19 protein-coding genes and 1 tRNA gene are annotated in these 18,901 nt (G+C 54.7%); 10 read left to right on the top strand and 10 right to left on the bottom strand.

Features of this window, described 5'->3' with window-relative positions:
• Positions 1–105: 105 nt before the first annotated feature.
• The 3 genes from DPF_RS12400 to DPF_RS12390 all read left to right on the top strand — a co-directional run bounded on the left by DPF_RS12400 (position 106) and on the right by DPF_RS12390 (position 3,658).
• A complete protein-coding gene (locus DPF_RS12400; protein WP_069859990.1) occupies positions 106–1,575 on the top strand; it encodes an ATP-binding protein in 1,470 nt (489 codons plus the stop codon).
• Between the two features lie 10 nt (positions 1,576–1,585).
• Positions 1,586–3,025, top strand: a complete 1,440-nt coding sequence (locus DPF_RS12395) for a sigma-54-dependent transcriptional regulator (protein WP_069859989.1) — start codon at positions 1,586–1,588, stop codon at positions 3,023–3,025.
• A gap of 210 nt (positions 3,026–3,235) precedes the next feature.
• Positions 3,236–3,658 carry a response regulator gene (locus DPF_RS12390; RefSeq protein ID WP_069859988.1) on the top strand — a complete coding sequence of 141 codons (423 nt, stop codon included), beginning with the start codon at positions 3,236–3,238 and terminating at the stop codon, positions 3,656–3,658.
• Positions 3,659–3,729: 71 nt separating this feature from the next.
• Here DPF_RS12390 and DPF_RS12385 read toward each other — a convergent pair whose 3' ends face one another.
• The 6 genes from DPF_RS12385 to ybgF all read right to left on the bottom strand — a co-directional run bounded on the left by DPF_RS12385 (position 3,730) and on the right by ybgF (position 8,852).
• On the bottom strand, positions 3,730–4,656 hold the full coding sequence (locus DPF_RS12385; RefSeq protein ID WP_069859987.1) for a tyrosine recombinase XerC: 927 nt from the start codon (positions 4,654–4,656) through the stop codon (positions 3,730–3,732).
• Positions 4,631–5,566, bottom strand: coding sequence for a GGDEF domain-containing response regulator (locus tag DPF_RS12380; RefSeq protein WP_069860163.1), 936 nt, complete (start codon positions 5,564–5,566; stop codon positions 4,631–4,633). The genes DPF_RS12385 and DPF_RS12380 overlap by 26 nt, the downstream gene beginning before the upstream one ends.
• Before the next feature lie 98 nt (positions 5,567–5,664).
• Complete coding sequence (locus DPF_RS12375) at positions 5,665–6,495, bottom strand: HDOD domain-containing protein (protein WP_069859986.1); 831 nt, start codon at positions 6,493–6,495, stop codon at positions 5,665–5,667.
• Positions 6,492–6,848, bottom strand: coding sequence for a hypothetical protein (locus tag DPF_RS12370; RefSeq protein WP_069859985.1), 357 nt, complete (start codon positions 6,846–6,848; stop codon positions 6,492–6,494). The genes DPF_RS12375 and DPF_RS12370 overlap by 4 nt, the downstream gene beginning before the upstream one ends.
• A gap of 64 nt (positions 6,849–6,912) precedes the next feature.
• The gene (gene dprA / locus DPF_RS12365; RefSeq protein WP_069859984.1) at positions 6,913–8,088 is read right to left on the bottom strand and encodes a DNA-processing protein DprA; all 1,176 of its coding nucleotides are present in this window, start codon (positions 8,086–8,088) and stop codon (positions 6,913–6,915) included.
• Positions 8,089–8,099: 11 nt separating this feature from the next.
• Complete coding sequence (gene ybgF, locus DPF_RS12360) at positions 8,100–8,852, bottom strand: tol-pal system protein YbgF (RefSeq protein WP_083254706.1); 753 nt, start codon at positions 8,850–8,852, stop codon at positions 8,100–8,102.
• A gap of 235 nt (positions 8,853–9,087) precedes the next feature.
• Here ybgF and DPF_RS12355 point away from each other — a divergent pair, with 235 nt between their 5' ends.
• On the top strand, positions 9,088–10,068 hold the full coding sequence (locus DPF_RS12355) for a hypothetical protein (protein WP_069859982.1): 981 nt from the start codon (positions 9,088–9,090) through the stop codon (positions 10,066–10,068).
• Positions 10,069–10,149: 81 nt separating this feature from the next.
• Here the strand turns inward: DPF_RS12355 and DPF_RS12350 are convergent, their stop codons facing one another.
• Positions 10,150–10,488 carry a hypothetical protein gene (locus DPF_RS12350; protein ID WP_141721131.1) on the bottom strand — a complete coding sequence of 113 codons (339 nt, stop codon included), beginning with the start codon at positions 10,486–10,488 and terminating at the stop codon, positions 10,150–10,152.
• A gap of 192 nt (positions 10,489–10,680) precedes the next feature.
• On the opposite strand from DPF_RS12350, the gene DPF_RS12345 reads away from it, so the two are divergent.
• The 4 genes from DPF_RS12345 (at position 10,681) to DPF_RS12330 (ending at position 13,621) form a co-directional block, all read left to right on the top strand.
• Positions 10,681–10,767: transfer RNA gene (locus DPF_RS12345), tRNA-Leu, on the top strand.
• Between the two features lie 235 nt (positions 10,768–11,002).
• Positions 11,003–11,281, top strand: a complete 279-nt coding sequence (locus DPF_RS12340; protein ID WP_069859981.1) for a type II toxin-antitoxin system TacA family antitoxin — start codon at positions 11,003–11,005, stop codon at positions 11,279–11,281.
• Entirely contained in the window at positions 11,278–11,787 is a 510-nt protein-coding gene (locus DPF_RS12335) for a GNAT family N-acetyltransferase (protein WP_069859980.1), read from the top strand. The genes DPF_RS12340 and DPF_RS12335 overlap by 4 nt, the downstream gene beginning before the upstream one ends.
• A 313-nt stretch (positions 11,788–12,100) precedes the next feature.
• A complete protein-coding gene (locus DPF_RS12330; protein ID WP_083254733.1) occupies positions 12,101–13,621 on the top strand; it encodes an MltF family protein in 1,521 nt (506 codons plus the stop codon).
• 190 nt (positions 13,622–13,811) lie between these two features.
• Here the strand turns inward: DPF_RS12330 and DPF_RS12325 are convergent, their stop codons facing one another.
• The 3 genes from DPF_RS12325 to DPF_RS12315 form a co-directional block, all read right to left on the bottom strand.
• Positions 13,812–14,567: an ABC transporter ATP-binding protein gene (locus tag DPF_RS12325; RefSeq protein WP_069859978.1), complete on the bottom strand. Its 756-nt coding sequence runs from the start codon at positions 14,565–14,567 to the stop codon at positions 13,812–13,814.
• A 2-nt stretch (positions 14,568–14,569) separates the two neighbouring features.
• On the bottom strand, positions 14,570–15,253 hold the full coding sequence (locus DPF_RS12320; RefSeq protein WP_231702181.1) for an ABC transporter permease: 684 nt from the start codon (positions 15,251–15,253) through the stop codon (positions 14,570–14,572).
• A 110-nt stretch (positions 15,254–15,363) separates the two neighbouring features.
• Entirely contained in the window at positions 15,364–16,335 is a 972-nt protein-coding gene (locus DPF_RS12315) for an ABC transporter substrate-binding protein (RefSeq protein ID WP_069859976.1), read from the bottom strand.
• Positions 16,336–17,208: 873 nt separating this feature from the next.
• Between DPF_RS12315 and DPF_RS12305 the strand changes: the two genes are divergently transcribed.
• Positions 17,209–17,892 carry a TVP38/TMEM64 family protein gene (locus DPF_RS12305; RefSeq protein WP_083254731.1) on the top strand — a complete coding sequence of 228 codons (684 nt, stop codon included), beginning with the start codon at positions 17,209–17,211 and terminating at the stop codon, positions 17,890–17,892.
• 11 nt (positions 17,893–17,903) lie between these two features.
• Entirely contained in the window at positions 17,904–18,737 is an 834-nt protein-coding gene (locus tag DPF_RS12300) for a sulfurtransferase (protein WP_069859973.1), read from the top strand.
• Positions 18,738–18,901 lie beyond the last annotated feature (164 nt).

The raw sequence follows: 18,901 nt of genomic DNA, 5'->3' as shown, positions 1-18,901 counted from the left end.
CATCAGATACAAATGATGGACTGCCCACGTCACCATACAGTATGGCCATGAACAACGTACTTTTTGCTCCTTTCTGAACCTCAATCCTGAACCCGGCGGATTCCCATGGAGCTCCTGAGCCTGCGCGTCAAATTCCGCATTCTGATCATCGGTCTGGCCTGCTGCCTGCTGGCCACCTTTCTGGTCACGGTCTGGCATCTCTACCACATTGACAGGCTGTTTTCCGAGGTGGTGAACGAGGATATCACCGCCCTGCAGGCCGCCGAGGAATTGCAGACCGCCCTTGTGATGCAAAAAGGGTTCGTGACCTATTACTTTCTCCAGGGAACACCGCACTGGCTGGATAAACTCGAGCAATACAACGACTCCTTCCAGAGCTGGCTGCAAAAGGCCAGACAGACCAGCCAGAACTATGCATCCCGGGAAATTCTGGACACCATCGAGTCCAAGTATCTTGACTACGCATTGGCGCGGGCCCAGGTCATCCAGCTGTACAAGGACGGGAAACGCGATCAGGGAGCCAAACTGCACTGGTCCGTGCGCAACCAGTTTTTCAACATTGTGGACCTGTGTTCCCAATACAAGCGTATCTACAAGGCCAGCATCAACGAACATTTTGCCCAGGTGGCCCAACAGAAACACCGGCTCAACGTCATCAGCGGTTCCCTGTTCCTGGTCGGCATCATCCTGGCGGGCATTCTGGCGTTCATCATCTTCAACCGGGTTCTTGCTCCTGTTCATGAGCTGGTCGTGTCTCTGCAAAAGACGCTGACCGAATCCTTTCCCGGCAGTAAAAACGAAATCATCCAACTGCGCAGACGCGTCAAACGGCTCATTCGGGACGCCAATCTGACCAGATCACAGCTCGAAGCCAGTCGCGAACATCTTCAGCAGACCGAAAAACTGGCCACCATCGGCAAATTGGGGGCGGGCGTGGCTCACAGCGTGCGCAACCCCCTGACCTCGGTCAAGATGCGCTTGTTTTCTCTCCAGCGCTCCCTGGATCTCAATGATGTTCAAAGCGAGGACTTCGAGGTCATCTCCGAGGAAATCCGCCACATCGACACCATCCTGAGCAACTTTCTCGAATTTTCCCGCCGTCCCAAGCTCAAGCCCCAGCCCACCGAAGTACGCGGCATCATCACCCTGGCCCTGCAGCTCATGAAACACCGCCTTGAATCCTACGGCATTACCATCACCACGGACATCGCCCAGAATCTTCCCCGACTGATGCTCGACCAGGACCAAATCAAGGAAGTGCTGGTCAACCTTCTGGAGAATGCCTGTGACGCCATGAACACCGGCGGAACCATAACCATCAGTGCCAAACAGGGGGTTGTGGAACCCCTGGGACACGTCATTGTCATCACCTTGGCGGATAACGGTCCGGGCATCCCCAAGGAAGTCAGCGAAAAGATCTTTCAGCCCTTTTTCAGTTCCAAGGAAGAGGGTACCGGATTGGGACTGAGTATCGCCAAACGGATCATAGAAGACCATGGCGGTTGGATCAGTGCCGCTTCAACACCCCATCAGGGAACCACGTTTACCATCACCCTGCCCTGCAGCAGGCAATAGGAAACGCAGCATGCAAAAGATACTGGTCGTGGATGATGATCCCCAACTGAGGCAGAGCTTTGAACGCATTTTGCAGCAAGAGGGGTATGACGTGCTCACGGCGCCGTCAGCCGAAGCAGGGATCGAATCCGTCAGGACAAATCACCCTGACCTGGTGATCATGGATTTCAGACTCCCGGGCATGACCGGACTGGAAGGGTTCAAGGAAATCCAGAAGCTCGACGCCAAGCTTCCGGTGATCATCATGACCGCCTTCGGCACCATGGATACGGCCATTGAGGCGACCAAACTCGGTGCTTTCGACTACATCATCAAGCCCTTTGACATCCCGGACATCCTGGAACTGATCAAGAAGGGACTTGAAGCGGGACGATTCATGCGCTCCAAGGTCCGTCTGGACGGAACCCCGGAGGCAAGCGCCCAGGGCGATACCATCATCGGCCGCAGCAAACCCATGCAGGACGTGTACAAGGCCATAGGCCGGGTGGCTTCAACCGATGCCACCGTACTCATCCGCGGTGAATCAGGCACGGGCAAGGAACTCGCGGCCAGAGCCATCTATCAGCACAGTCTGCGCAACGAACGCCCCTTTCTCATCATCAATTGCGTGGCCATCCCCGAAACCCTGCTTGAAAGCGAACTGTTCGGCTATGAAAAAGGGGCTTTTACCGGCGCAACCACCAGAAAGGTGGGCAAAATCGAACAGGCTAACGGCGGCACTGTTTTTCTTGACGAAATCGGGGACATGCCCATGTCCATTCAGGCCAAGATTCTGCGCCTGCTCCAGGAACGGAGTATAGAACGGCTGGGCGGCAGGCATCCCATTCCCGTGGATGTTCGGGTCATTGCCGCGACCAACAGGGACCTTGAAGCCTCCCTGGCCAAGGGACTCTTCCGGGAAGACCTGTACTACCGTCTCAAGGTGGTCACCCTGCATCTTCCTCCCCTGCGCGACCGGGGCCAGGACATTGCCCTGCTGGCCGAATACTTTTTGCACCACTTTGCCCTGTCCATGAACATGCAGCATCCCGGCATCACCAGGGAGGCCGTGGAGGCCCTGCAACAATATGAATGGCCGGGAAACGTTCGCGAACTTTCCAACACCATTCAAAAGGCCCTCATCTTCAATCGGGGCTGTCCACTGACCGGAGAGGAAATCGCCAAGGCCCTGGCAACGCCCTGCCAGGAAACATCGGATTCCCATTTCATGGATATCCATGCATGGGCACGGCAAACCCTCTTCTCCATCAAGGACGCCTCGGCAACGCCCTATTCGGACATGATGAACACCCTGTCCGCCATCATCATTGGAGAAGCCCTCAAAATCTGCCAGGGCAATCATTCCAAAACAGCCAAGTATCTGGGCATCTCCCGCCCCACCCTACTGGCCAAGATCGACAAGCTGAACATCACCACTCAGACGGTGGTCAAGGCCGACAGCGCCCCGTGAGGCACAGCACCTCCTGCGGTCATACATCCCTGCCTTTTTTACATTGTGTTAAGAAAACCAACACAACGAAGCTGTTCCCTTCGGGGGTCCTCCATCTCAACCCTCCGACATGATGGACTATCCTAATCTTCAGCCGTGAAGTCCATTGCCGGTTGTTCATGGCACGGTCATTGCCTTGGGAAAGATACTTCCCCCCTTGCGGAGCTGTGCATGAAAGCCGTCATCCTCGTCGAACGGAACAAACACGTTCGCCAATTCATTTCCCGAGAACTCCAAACCATGGGCTATGGTGTCCGGTCCTTCAAAAATGGCAAGGAATTCCTGGAAGAACTCCCTACCACCGCGAGTGGTGATCCCATCATCATTGACCGCGAGCTGGCCGACATGGATATCCACCAGGCCATTGCGGCCATTCGCCAGCACCGTCCCCACCAACCCATCATTGTGCACACATTTGACGATGAAAACGGATTTGCCCATGATAACAATCTCTTTGTGGCCAGAAAACAAAGCGATCTGGGTGATCTGATCATGACCCTGGGACAGGTGTGGAAAATAGAAAGCATGAATGAACGGGAAAACAGAGGCTGGAGACAGCGGACTGACCAGGATGACAACAAGATGGCGTGGTAACGGCTGCCAAGGGGCGACCCCCGCACCCTTTGTTTCCCTCCTGCTTTTTGCAACCCCGGCCTCAGGCCGGGTTATTCCTTTTTGCGGGAAGATGCGCGGGGGTGGGCCTGATCATAAATGCGCATGAGCTGTTCCAGCTGAAGATGGGTGTAGCGCTGGGTGGTGCCGAGACGGGAATGGCCCAGAAGTTTCTGCACACTGCGCAGATCCGCCCCTGAAGCCAGAAGATGCGAGGCAAAACTGTGGCGCAGGGCGTGAGGAGACACGGATTGGGGAAGACCGGCAGCCACGCACAGGGATTTGATGATCCGCGCGGCCTGACGACGGGAAAGCCGTTTGCCGCGCTGGCCCAGAAACAGGGCCTTTTCCCCGGGAGACGGGGCAAGGGCGGACCGGACCTGAAGATAGGCGTTGATGCGCTCAAGCGAGACGGCTGTCAGGGGAACAATGCGTTCCTTGCCTCCCTTGCCCGCAACCTTGATGAACAGACGTCCGGGATCAATATCACCCACATCAAGGCCCAATGCCTCGCTGATACGCAGTCCCGAACCATACAGCAGTTCCACCAAGGCCTGATCCCGCACCCCTTGAGGGCCCTCCTGTACCCTGGCCTGCATGAGACTTATGGCCTGATCCACGTTGAGGAAGGTGGGCTGGGGCTTGAGCTGCTTGGGATTGTGCACGCCCTCGCACGGATCGTGGGCAATGAGCTTGCGCACGATCAGATACCTGAAATAGCCCCGCAGGCTGGAAAGTTTCCTGGCCACGGAACTTTTGGCCAAGCCCCTGCGATGCAACTCCACCAGATAGGCATGAACCTGCCGGGTACCGATGTCAGCAGGCTGTCCGAGATCCAGCCCCTGGGCCTGCAGCACCGTGTGGAACTGGACAAGATCACGGGCATAGCCTTCGACCGTTGCCAGACTGTATCCACGTTCATAACGCAGATGATCCAGATAGGTGCGGACCAGTTCAGGCACATCGTCTGTCAAGGACATAGCTGCTCGCGGGATTCTTCTTGGCCTCTTTTTTCAGATTCATGGCGATCTGGGAGGCCTGCCCATAATGGGTCAATTTGCAATTGAAATTAAAGACCACGGCCAAAGACAGGGCCATGAGGGGGAAGGTCTGCTCGTGCCCCTGTCTGTTCTTGGACACGATGGATCCGCGCATTCTGTCCTCGCGGTCATAAAAATGGGGCACAATGGAATCAAAGTTTTCGATCAGAGCCTTGCACGCCGGTTCGGCCTTGTCGGCAGGCAGGGTGCACACAAAATCATCCCCGCCCACATGCCCCACAAAGGAATGCATGCGGGCAAGTCCGCGGATGGTGTTCACGATCACCCGGGCGGTCATCATGAGCACCTCGTCCCCCCGGGAAAAACCGTACTTGTCGTTGAACGACTTGAAATGGTCCAGATCCGCATAAATGAGGGCAAACTGCTCCCTGGCGTCAATAAGGGTCTGGATCTTGTGAATAATGGAGGTATTGCCGGGCAGCTTGGTCAGGGGGCTGGCATCCAGTTCCCGGGAAGCGCGCACCACCGCCAGATCCAACCGACTCTTGACCACATCTCCCTGAAGAGGACGAACCAGAAAATCATCAATCTCCACCCGGGCAACAGGCAGGGGAAGATCCGAGGGTTCCAGACAGAGGACCACGGGCACCTGACGATAGACATTTTCGCTCTTAATCAGCCGAACCAGATCCTCACCCCTGAAATCAGGCAGATGATTGTCCACCACCAGAAGATCCGGGGGACAGTGGAAAAGATGTTCCAGGGCCTCGGCTCCCCGGGAAAAAAAGGTCCAGAAAACCTCATCCTGGGGCCACAAGGCCCCCAGAATCTCCCGAAGTTCCTGGGATTGGCTGATCAGAAAAAAATGTTGTTTCCTCGACAGGACCATATGGTTCCCCCAGTGCTTCGCCCAACCCGCACATAGCTTCTCATGGCAGACCAACCTGTTCGCCCGACCAGGACTTGCCTGCGCGGTCAGATGAAGGATCAGAAAACAGCCAGTTCCTCAAACTCCTCCACCAACGCATCAAGAATCTTCTCCAGCAGGGGAAAATCGATCCCGAGCTTGAGCAGAACCTCCCGGTCAAGCAGACTTACCTGATCATCCCCTCCGGAACCGATTTCAAACACCCGGGTCAGAAAATCGCCCACATGGACCACCTGGGCAACATCGGGATAATGCTTGGCCAATGACGGTTTGTGGTGATAGGCCAGCCCTTCCTTGAGCCTCAGGGGAAGATTCCAGTGCCCGGCCATCCAGAGATTGATCCGATCATGGCCGAAACCCAGAACCTTGTTTTCGGCCTGGATATAGCTCAGATCGTTCTCCCTGACGGCATTGACAATTTCGTCCTTGCATTCGGGCAGCTGCACCACGGCCAGCACCTTGCCGATATCATGCAGCAATCCGGCAACGGCATATTCCTCGGGGTCCTTGAATCCCACATGTCTGGCCACGGCAGAACAGGCCAGAGCGCACCCCATGCTGTGGTCCCACAGCCCCTTCATGCTTTCTTCCATCATGTCGAAAACCGAGGTGCTGATGATGATTCCCTTGATGACGTTGAACCCCAGAAGCACCAGGGCATGCTGAATGGTGCCGATACGTCCCGGGAATCCATAGATGGGGGAGTTGACCATCTTGAGCACCTTGGCCGAAAGGACCTGATCCATGGAAATGAGCCGGGCGATCTGCTCGGTGGACGAATTGGGATCTTCCACAAGCTTGGAAACCTTGGCCAGAACAGTCGGCAGGGTGGGCAGATCCTTGACCGCAAGAAGCTTCCCCTTGTACTCGGTTCGCAGATCTTCCATCACCCCTCCCTGCCGTCGTCTGCCTGGGGAGCCATACCTTCCAAAGCCCCTTTGCGGGTAAAATAATCGTTCAAAAACAACCGGATGCCATGCATGAACGGATCCTGGTCAACATGTCGGAACAGATGTTCCAGACGTTCCCCCCGTCGGCCCATGGAGGTTCCCCCTCCACCGGTATCAAGATCCAGGGGGTGTCCCTGCACCACAACGGAAGCAATGCCCATGTTCTTCAATCGGGCAATAAGGGATTCGGTGAGCACGGTTCCCTGTCCCACCAGGATCATGCCGTTTTCCCGCGTAACAGGCTTTTCAAGAACCATGTCCGGTTCAGCCAAGGGCAAGGGTATTTTTTGCATGGCGTTCAATCCGCTCGTCAATCGTGAATATGAAAGGTGTTGCTGTTGCCATGACTTCCCGGGATCATGGCAACAGGGAATAGAGCTTGCCGGGATGTTGTTCAAGTCGTCCAAGAACCTCAAGCATGACCAGGGTCTGGCTTACCTTGTTGCTCTCCCATCCAAGCAGCTGCGTCAAGGCATCGATATGCAGTTTTCCGTGTTTTTTCAAACAACAAACAACCTGTCGTTGTTGCTCATCCAGGGAAGCGTCCGGCCATGCGGACTCCCAGGGCTCCTCCCTTGAGGGAGCAGGACGGGGATCCTGTCCAATCCCCTGAAGAAGGGGGGCCAGTTCTTCGAGAATATCATCATACTCCTGCACCAGTTTGGCGCCACTCTGGATGAGTTCATGACATCCCTCATACCCGCTTCCAACAGGCCCGGGAACAGCAAAGACTTCACGATTCTGCTCCATGGCACAACGGGCCGTTATCAGGCTCCCGCTTTTGGCTGCTGCCTGCACAACAAGCACGCCCAGGGAAAGGCCGCTGATAATCCGATTGCGGTAGGGAAAATGTTTTGCCTCGGGCAACGTCTTAGGTGGGAACTCCGAAACAATGAGCCCGGAAGAAGCCACCGGCTCCCAGATATCGCGGTTGGAGGCAGGATAGACAATGTCCAGCCCTGTTCCCAGAACAGCAATGGTCGAGCCGTGTTCCCGGCAACCGGTTTCATGGGCAATGCGATCCACGCCTTGGGCAAAACCGGAAACAAGGGTCAGGCCGGCCCGGGCAATATCCGAACACAACCGGGCGGCCATACGCCGGGCATAGGACGTGCATTGGCGTGAGCCAACAACAGCCAGACAGGGACGGCCAAGTACCGCAATATCACCAAGGGTATAGAGCAGGATGGGCGGATCAGGAATCTCCCGCAGACGCTCGGGATAGGCGCCCTGAGTGTAGAGCACATAGGACATGCCCGCCTGGCAGACCTGGGTTTCCTCGCAGGCAGCTTCGTTCTTCCAGGTTTCCCGTTCAAAGGCCTGCATCTGGGCAAGGGTTGCCAAACCCTCGTCCTTCCATGCCTGGACATGCTCCACCGCGGCACAAGCCGAACCATAGTGATCCAGCAGCCCCTTCCAGGTACGGGGCCCGATTCCCCTGGTGTGACGGATGGCCAGACAGGATCTGTATTCCGCATGCACCCGGGCAGCATCATCCGAAAGGGACAAGGGCCAACGGTTGGTGGTCGTCATGGAACACCCGCCTACAAAAGATCGGCAAACCGCTCTCTGGCAAGCTTGGTGGCTGGAGCATCCGGATATTTTTTAACCAGGATGCCCAGGTAAAACGAAGCGTTGGGCTTGTCTCCCAGAAACTGGTAACAGCTGGCAATCTTCAAAAGGGCATCCGGGGCCTTGGGGTGTTGGGGAAAATGCTCGGGCACCTGTTTAAAGGCCAGGATGGCATCACTGTAGATTTTTTGATCAACATAGGATTCGCCGATCCAGTAATGGGCATTGGGAACAAGGGCATGGTGGGGATACTTCCGGATAAAACCAACAAGGATATGCCGGCCCTGAACCGGTTTGCCGCCCCGCACAAGACCAAGGCCTTTCTGATACGTTTCATCGGCGGCCACCTTGTCTGCCGGCGTGATGGGCGCAGATTTTTCCGCACGCTTCTTGATATCGGGAGCCTCCTTGGGGACAGGCAAAGACGCTGGCTTGGCAGAAGGTTCCGGCCCTAGAGATCGGCCATGGGCCGTGGCTGCCTGCAACCGCTGAAGCTCCATGGACAGGTCAACCACTTCCAGACTCAGCGTATCCACGCGTTCGGCCAGAAGGGCATTGTCCTGCCGGAGTTGCTCGCTCATTGTGCGGGACTCCTCCTGTCTGGATTCAATCTGCTGGAGTCGTTGTTCCAGCAGGGTGGAACGTGATCGATCCTGCATGCCGGTACACCCCCACAAGAGGGTCACCATGACCAATGCCATTGCCGTTTGACACAATCCTCGCATACGTCATCTCCACTTATTGAAAGTTCAGATTTTCCTATGCCAATACGACCAAACTTTCAAGGAATCGCCCAGGCCCCATCCTTGATAAAACCCTCATTTTCAGGCACTAGACGCAACGAACACCATCCGTGACGTGCCGGTCACGTCCCCCTTTGACCACGGGGGAAGAAGAGCGCATGCGTGCTTCCGCACTTTTTCCCTTGCATATATCTTTCTGTTTTGAGGAGCTTTTTTCATGATTGCCCATCATCTCCTGTTTTCCCAGGCCGCCCTTGCTGCTATGCTCCTGCTGCTGTTTGCAGGATTCTGGGGATGCCCCTTTATCGCTCTTGTCTGCGAAATGGCAGGCAGAATGACCAAACGGATTTTCCTGGACAAACTGGCCCAGCAAATGGCCCGTCTTGGCGTCCTGATCCACACGGGAATATGGCTCGGATGTGTGGCAGGAGGAGCAGTTCTCTGGCACACCCATCCTGAAAGCCTGGCTCTCACGAACCCCCTGGCCCGGTTTCTCCTGTCCACCCTGGGACTCGGTCTTGTGGGAACGGGTTTGCTCATCGCCTATTTCACCACCTGGAAACAACTCAAAAAAGACAAAAAACCCATCCACATCATCATGGGCCTTGTGGGCTTTGTGCTCATCAAGCCCCTGTTCTGGGTTCCGGCCCTGATGGTCAGGAACCTGTTTGTGACCACCTCCGGCCAGATCCTTCCAGCCATTCCCCCGGCCCATTCCCTGTTCTGGCCCATTGGTGTGCAATGGGCGTTCATGGCCATCACCCTGACGGCCGTGCTCGGATCCCTGTATCTGCTCATCAGGCGCTACCGTGACGATTTCGGACGGGATTACTACAAATTCGCTCTGCCCGTATGTGCCAAATGGGCCCTGTTTCCCGTGGTGGCCGACCTCGCCACCTGTGCCTGGATAGCGGCCCTGGTTGCCCCGGCCATCCAAACTCCGGACATGACCTCTCTGTGGGCTGCCCTGGCCCTTCGGGAACTGAGCCTGATTGTGTGCATCATCATCTGGGTGGTGATCATGAAAACCGCCACGCCCCTGCGTTTCAAGGGAATGATCCTGGCAAGCGGCCTGTTTGCCTGGACCTTCCTGGTGGGAAGTGTTGCCACCCTCTGGGAGATACTGGGCCGATACACGGGAGTGTACGTCCCCCATTCCTTTGTGGGGGATCTGCTCACCTATCTCGGCCTGAGCTGAATAAAGGCCGATACGTCACCATGCATCAAGGGGCCGGTTCACCCACGTGAATCGGCCCCTTGATGCATGCACAACCCTTTTCTACTGCATGGCCGATGTCTTGGTCTCCTCCAGAATGATCAATCCGGTCTTGCAAATCCCTTCACACACACTGGAAAAATCAGGATCTTCTCCATACCGGGCAAACACCGTCACCGGTCCGCCATCCTGAAACCCCAGGGCGTCCACTGTCTTGCGGCCCTTCATGTTCCGGATATCCACGGCCCAACCCATGTGATCAAGCTTTTCCACAATCTTCCATGCCTCGCCCAGATTGCCGACATCTTCAAGACCCGCCAGCCTGACACCGAACTTCTCCGCCACCATGTCCAGCAAGGCCCTTGCATCCAAAGCCAAAATCTCACTGCGCAACATACTCATAACCTGTTCCTTGTTTATTCCATTGCAGGCAAAAACCACCAAATGTTTTGAATCGGCCATGGGCCTAACAAAATACCCCGACAAAGAAAATGGCCGCGATGGGGTCCGGTTGCCTGCTGCCCCTTTTTTTCAGGTCTCATGAACCGTGCTCATTGACGCTTGATTCCAACCCGGCTATGAACAGCACCTCATGCCCGGGTGGCGGAATTGGTAGACGCAAGGGACTTAAAATCCCTCGGTCGCAAGGCTGTACGGGTTCAACTCCCGTCCCGGGTACCAGCAGGTAAAAAGGACTTGGAGAAGATTCTCAATGAATCTCTCCAAGTCCTTTTTTGCGATCTTTTGTTTTGTGGACCATCTGTGGCCCATTTTGAACGCAAGGTGACTTAACTCCGACTTCTCAAGTCTATAGCAGGACCAAAAATACGCTTTTACCGGATGAGCCAAAAAAGACTTGTCAGGACATTATCCGGACACTATATAACGAGGGTACATACAAAAAGAGGAGGCGAGTATGCCTGCGCTAAGACCTACGAAGAATGAGAGAATTGATGTCCGGACGAGCAGTGCCGTTAAGTTGCTCTTGCAAGAGGCCGCTCGAGTCAGTCATAAAAATGTCAGTGAATTTTTGTTGGATGCCGGAATCACTGCAGCTAATCAGACTCTTGCCGATCGAAGACTTTTTGTCTTGGATGACAAGCAGTGGGCAGCATTTGAGCAGGCATTGGATCGTCCTGTTCAAGACAAACCGCGTCTTAAAGACCTGCTCACCACACCAGGACTGCTTGAATGACAATCGCATACGAACCGGTACGGAAGCTCTCGGCCTCGGATAATGTTAATGGTTTTGATTGCGGTCAGACAGCACTTAATCTGTTTTTACAACGGCATGCACTGGTAAACCAGAAGGCAAACAGTGCTCAAACTTATGTGTGCTGTCGTGAAAATGTTGTGGTTGGATATTATAGCTTGGCTGTTGGAAGCGTTGTTCATGAAGTCGCACCGCCTCGAGTTTTGAAAGGCCTAGCTCGTCATCCTGTTCCGGTAATGATTTTGGCTCGTTTGGCAGTGGATACTGATCACCAAAGATTGGGACTTGGACGGGCTTTGCTGAAAGATGCGTTGTTACGCACAGTTCAGGCTGCCGATATCGCTGGGATTCGAGCCTTGTTGGTACATGCCAAGGATGAATCGGCACGGAAGTGGTATGCCTCTTGGGACTTTGAGCCTAGCCCGACAGATCCATATCATCTTTTTTTGCTACTTAAAGATCTCAAAAAAATACTGGGTAAGGATTAGGGACGGAATGCCGGGGATGCCGGAGAAATTTTCCGGATGCTGATCAAGTCTGAACTACTACACATAATACCCATCGCCTCTGCCCGCTCACCAATCCACGGTGGGGACACAACACCGAATCCTGCAAGCCACGCCTGTTGCATGCTTCCCAAACAGGTAATTGGCCCTTCCCTTTGTGAATACATCCCCTGACACCAAGGAATACCCGCCTCACATGTATTGCATCTGCTAGCTACCTCGGCTACGAAAATGGTCTTTCTTCGGCTATCCAGCATACTCCTATCAACCAGATATCGACTTTTTCCAGATGACCATGATCCCGAAACGTTTTACATCCAGGCTCATCTGCCTGCTGGTGTGTATCCTCCTGGTTGTCGTGGCCATTTTCCTTGTGAGACAGGCACTTTCTCCTGACAAGCAGTCTTCCCAGGACACGGAGACAGCCCCTCTCCACCCCCTGGCCGCCCATCTTGCCCAATCCTACACCGACGATCTTCCCGGACTTTTGAAACGCAAGTACATCCGGGTGCTGACAACCATAAACCGGACCAATTTCTTTCTGGATCAGGGTCATCTGGTGGGCTTTGAATACGCCCTGCTCAACAAGTATCAGCAATTCCTGAACAGCCGCTACAAATCCAAGGGATTGCGGATCGTTCTCGAGTACATTCCGGTTGAACGGGACGAGCTCATACCCAAGCTGGAACAGGGATATGGAGACATTGCAGCTGCCGGACTGACCATCACGCCCAAGCGGGCCAAACGGGTGGACTTCACCATCCCCTACCTGACCGATGTACGAGAGGTCATTGTCACCCACAAACAAGGATTAACGCCTCAAACCCTTGAGGATCTGGCCGGACAGACAATTTATGTGCGCCAAAGCAGCAGTTATCATGAAAGTCTGATTCGGCTGAATCAGATGCTGGAAGAAAAGGATCTCGCCCCGGTGCGTATCAAGGCCATGGACGAGCACATTGAAACCGAGAGCATTCTTGAAATGGTCAATGCCGGGGCCATTCCTGTCACCGTGGCCGACGAACACATCGCCCAGGCCTGGTCCAAAGCATTGCCCAACATTGTGGTGAACGATCTGGCCGTCAGAACCGGGGGCCAGATCGCCTGGATGGTGCGCAAAAACAGCCCGCAACTTCTGGCCAGCCTGAATACCTTTCTCCAGTCCCACAAACAGGGCACCCGCCTGGGAAACATCTACTTTGAACGGTATTATGCGCCTTCCAAGGGACTCAAGAACCCCAGGGAACTGGCCAACTGGGACAAACTCAAGAAATATAAAAAGGTCATCCAGAAATACGCTGACAAATACGGATTCGACTGGCTGCTCATCCTGGCCATGGCCTTTCAGGAATCAGGGCTGGACAACACCAAGACCAGTCATGCCGGGGCAGTGGGTCTTTTGCAGATCCGCCCGTCCACGGCAGCCGACAAGAACATCAACATCAAAAATGTCCGCAAACTGGACAACAATGTTCACGCCGGGGTCAAGTACCTGCACTTTTTGCGCACCCAATACTTTGATGACCCGTCCATCCGTCCCAGGGACCAGATCCGGTTTGCCCTGGCCGCCTACAATGCCGGGCCGGGCAACATCCGCAAGGCCCGCCAGGAGGCAAAGCGCATGGGCCTTGATCCCAACCGCTGGTTTCGCAACGTGGAACTGGCCGTGCTCAAGACCATTGGGCGGGAGACCGTCCGTTACGTGAGCAACATCAACAAATATTATATCCTGTACACCACCATTTTCAACGAGGAACAGGCAATTATTGCGGCCATGGACGCCCAAAACAGGGAGCTCTCCACAAAACAGCAATAATCCCATCCGTATGCCAATCATCCCGCATCACGGCTATAATCCGCGCCCGGCTGACCTGCGTTAACCTGGGACATGTCCCAGCCATCGCACCGGACGACAAGGACGATGGCAACCAGCAGACCCGGTTGGCGTGCCAGGCGATCCCACGGGCATCCGTCAGATACGATCTGATGATCCTGCCGGTTTCAGGTCATCCGATTTCATGCCACAGGGTTTCCATGATGGTTTTTTTCATGTCCGTGAATTCCTTTTCAAGCATGGTTCTGTGGTTGCGCGGTCTCTCAATGGGAATGGGAATCTTCTCGATGATCCTTCCGGGTCTGCGGGACATGATGGATACCGTGTCCGCCAGAAGGATGGCCTCGTCAATGTCGTGGGTGATAAAGAGGATAGTGGGCCGCTCGTCACGCCAGACGTCCAGCAGGAGGTCCTGACAAAGTAATCGCGTCTGGGCGTCCAGGGCTCCAAAGGGTTCGTCCATGAGCAGCATCTCGGGCTTGTTGGCAAGAACACGGGCAATGGCCACCCGCTGCTTCATCCCGCCCGAGAGTTCTTTGGGAAGAGCCTTTTCCCTGCCTTCAAGACCAACCAGCTTCACATAATGGCGGGCGATTTCCGCCCGTTGTGCAGCAGGCATTTTTTTGATGCGCAGGCCGAACTCCACATTCTGCTGCACAGTGAGCCAGGGAAACAGCGTGTAAGACTGAAACACCATGCCCCGGTCGGCTCCTGGTCCCTGGATATCCCTGCCCATGATCCGGGCCTCACCGGATGTGCGCGGCTCAAGTCCGGCAACAATATTGAGCAGGGTCGATTTGCCGCACCCGCTGGGACCAACCACCACAGCCAGCTCGCCCTTGGCCACGTGCATGTTCACCTTGTCCACGGCTGTGACCGTATTCTCCCCTGTCCCATAGGTCTTGGTCAGATTGACAATCTCGAGCATCCTTATCTCCCTGCCGTTTTTTCAGACCATGGAACGCTCACCCGGGTAAGCCATTTGAACAGATAGTCGGTGCCCAACCCCAGCAGGCCAATGATGATGAGCCCGGCAAATATCCGGTCAATGGCCAGAAACCTCTGGGCCCGCAGGATCATGTACCCGAGTCCTGAGTTGGCCGCGATGAGTTCAGCCACCACAAGGTAGGTCCATGCCCAGCCGATGGTGATGCGCAGATCATCCATGATGCCGGGAAGAGCCCCCGGAAGGAGAACCAGCCTGTACGTCTGCCAGGTGTTCGCTCCCAGGGTAGCCGATGCCCTGATGAGATCCCTGGGAACATTGGCCACGGAGTCCGCCACCATGAGGACGAGTTGAAAAAAAGTACCCAGAAAGATGACCATGAACTTCTGACCATCCCCGATACCAAAGTAAAGCAGGGTGAGGGGAACCAGGGCGACAACAGGAAGGTATCTGGAGAACTCGAACAGGGGGGACAAAAAACCTGCGGCCCGTTTGGAGGAGGCAATGAGCACCCCCAGGGGAAGGGCCGCCACAACCGCCAGGGACCAGCCCACCATGACCCTGTAGGTGGATGCCCACGTGTACGACCACAGAATGCCCTCCCGGTGCATGGCAACAAAGGCCGAAAGCACGGCTTCGGGCCGGGGTAGAAAAAGGGGTTTGACCATGCCCGTCCAGGAGAGACCCGCCCATAGGGCAAGGATCATCCCGAAAGAAAGAAGAGAAAGGGCGACGGGCCCTGTGACCCATCGCACCACATGAACCATGGACCGAGCCATTACTGCGCAGCCTGATTGACAAATTGCGAGGTGATCAGCTCATCAATGGCCACAGGACTGGTGATGATTTTCTTCTCCTGCCAGAATTTTCCAGCCCTGGCTGCTACCTCGTAGATGTTGTTCTCACTGGTTTTATCAAAAAACGTTCTGTTTTTCGCGGCATTGAAAAAGGTTACGCCCGAGGCCATGTCAGCCATTTCCTCGCTGCTCACGCCCATGGCCTTGGCCATGATGGCGATCCCCTCCTGGGGGTGCTCCTCATACCAGGCAACAGCCTTGTTCCAGGCGGTGGTCAGCTTGAGGCCCACTTCGGGATGGGCGTCCAGCACGTCCTTTCTCAGGACAAAGACGTCCAGAATGGTGCTGGGAAGATCTCTGCTGGAGACGAGAACGTGACCGCCCTCACGCTGTCCTGCATTGGCCAGCCAGGGCTCCCATGTCACTGCGGCATCCAGACGTCCGGCAACAAAGGCGGCTCCTGCGTCACTGGCACCCATTTCATGAATGGTCACACTGTCCTCAGGAACCCCGGCCTTCTGCAAGGCGGTCAAAAAGAAGAAGTACGATGTGGACGACTTGTCCAGCCCCACGCTCTTTCCCTTGAGGTCTTCCAGGCTTTTGATCTCTTGGGAAGCCACAATGCCGTCGCCTCCCGTGCTCTCATCCATGGCAAAGAGGACCACTTCCGGGGTCCCCTTGGCAAAGTGGATGATCTCCCGATCCAGAACATTGCCCAGGCCGTCGATATTTCCCGAGGCCATGGCTGCTGCGTACTGGGATTCGTCCTCGATAATCAACAGGTGGACGTCCAGCCCCTGTTGGGCAAAAAATCCCTTTTCCTTGGCAATATACAGGGGGCCGTAGCCAACCCAGGTTGCGTGGGCCACCTTGAGCTCCACGTCACTCCAGGCCGGTCCGGCAAGCAGAGCCAGCAAACAAACGGCCATAACGGCGGTGAGCATTTTTTTCATTATCGTCTCCTTGGGAGAGGGGTAACATGGTGAGAAAAAACGATCTGCCAAGCCACGAACCAAAGCAACAACCATTCCGACCCAACCATGGGACACGGCCAATCACCTTTCACACGGGCTATTCATCCGAAAACCATTGTTATCAGCTCTGGTTGCGCCCGGATTGTGCAAGACAGGGAGGCAAACCAGTGGTCATCTCTCCCCATGGAGCACACCCCGAGCACAAGCCCGTGAAGCCCGGCGATATGCGTCATGGCCGGTCAAAAGATGGTCCCTGTTGGCCGGAACAGATGGACCCTGCCCTGCACGGGGAGAAACGCCTCCCCAATGTCTTTCACAATTCCGTACATTGCAGCAACCAGGATGATTTTATCCTTGAAAATCATCATGTTGTCCAGATGCATGACTCCAAGGGCCGGAAGAATGGGCGAAAAGGTTATAACGTAATAAAACAACAGGCAAAACGCAAGCCAAAGACCGATTCATCCTTCCCTTCAAAATTTTGAAACTGGCTTTCCTACCAACAGACACTTAACATCCGGACACTTTACACCAAATTGTAAAATCAACGGACCAGCCAACCCCGTATATCTGGTACAGCCGTCTTGTTTGACACAAATTTGTAATCACATGGGAAACCGATATGTTTCGCAACTCACTGAAGCAAGCCCATTTGCAGACCCCTTTTTCCTCGTCTGGCGGCAAGGCAGGTGCAGTCGGGACAAACCGGTTCAGGACCGACCCCATGCTATCGACATTCTCGATACGTTTCTGCGTTTTCAATGGAAATTATCAACTGGACAAAAAACCTGTAACCTCAATAGACGACTACAATTTGCAACCAATTGTAAAAGGAGTCTTTTGTTGAAAAAAATGCGCATAGCCCTTTGTGGCCTTGTGGTTGTCATTCTTGCCTGTTTTCTCATCAAACCCGTTCGGGATACCATTGAACAGCTGTTTTTCCTCTTTGGCATGTACGATGTGGCCTATATAAAGGGCTACATTGTTTCTTTCGGCATCTGGGCACCTGTGATCTCCTTTTGCCTCATGCTTTTCCAGTCAGTTATCGCCCCTTTGCCCGCCTTTTTGATTACTTTTGCCAATGCGGCACTGTTCGGATGGATCAAGGGAGCCATCCTCTCCTGGTCCAGCGCCATGGCCGGTGCAGCCCTCTGCTTTTTCCTGGCCAAATGGCTTGGCAGAGGATTTGTCGAACGGATGACCTCCAAGCTGGCCCTGGAGGGCATTGATGATTTTTTCAAACAATATGGGCAGTACACCATCCTCATTGCCCGCCTGCTGCCCTTTATCTCCTTTGATATTGTCAGCTATGCCGCAGGTCTCACGTCCATGAGCTTCTGGCCCTTTTTCTGGGCCACCGGACTGGGACAGCTTCCGGCCACGCTGATCTATTCCTATGCAGGGGAAATGCTTGTGGGCGGCACCCAGAAATTTGTCATGGGGCTTTTGATACTCTTCGCCCTGAGCATCTTGACCATTTTATTGAAAAAAATAACAAGCCGACCCAAAACAGAAAAGATTCAGACTCAGAGTTAAAAGGAGGCATTTTGAAGAAAAAAACGTGTATGCTCATTGCAGGAGTTGCCATTGCCGCACTCCTGGCCTTTATGGCCAAAACCAAATGGGGAGATTCCAATGCCCCCCACCAAACGGGCCCGGTGGAAATTCCCGAATTTGTGACCCAGGGAGATATTTTTATCACTCCGGACGAGCTTTACGCCAAACTGGGTTCCAAGGATATTGTCATTCTGGATGCCAGCCATCCCAGAGGCTATGCCAAGGGACATATTCCAGGAGCCATCAGCATTGGATTCAAGGGGTTGTCGGATTGTACCGGAAAACCCGGCGACAAGGGATGGGGAACCATTCTGCCCAAGGAAAAACTTAAAGCAAAACTTGAATCCCTGGGCGTGGACAATACCAAAACAGTGGTGGCCTATTCCGATATTTTCAAAGGCCCAGGTGGCGGCGGCCGGGCCGTCTGGCAGATGAAACTGGCTGGCTTTGAAAATGCCCGGCTGTTATACGGTGGGCTGGCCATGTGGAAACAAAAGGGCTACCCCCTCTCCACCACCCGCACCACCCCGGTCCCTGCCACAGGACTGGTGCTCAAGGATTACGACACATCCTTTCAGGCCGACCAGGCCTATGTTTATGACAACCTGGACACCCTCAAGATTGTGGATGTCAGATCCCTGAAGGAGTATACCGGTGAGGACACCTCCAGGGGAGAGGCCAGGGGCGGTCATATTGCAGGGTCAAAATGGCTGGAATGGACCGCACTTCTCACCCCTGATGCTGGCGTCAAATCCGCCCAGGAGATCAAGCAGATCATGGCCGGGGTGGGCATCCACCCGGAAGATGATTTTGTCCTCTACTGAACTATGGGTATCAGATCTGGATTCACATCCATGATCCTCAGAGCAGTTGGCTTTGAGCACGTCAGAAACTACGAAGCATCCATTTACGAGTGGGCTGCAGATCCCAACATGCCGATGGAAACCGGGGAATATCAGCCCCAATAGGACCCCTCTTGTCTGCCCGA

Source organism: Desulfoplanes formicivorans (genome assembly GCF_001748225.1).
GTDB lineage: Bacteria > Desulfobacterota > Desulfovibrionia > Desulfovibrionales > Desulfomicrobiaceae > Desulfoplanes > Desulfoplanes formicivorans.
This window is presented reverse-complemented; position numbering and strand designations above follow the sequence as displayed.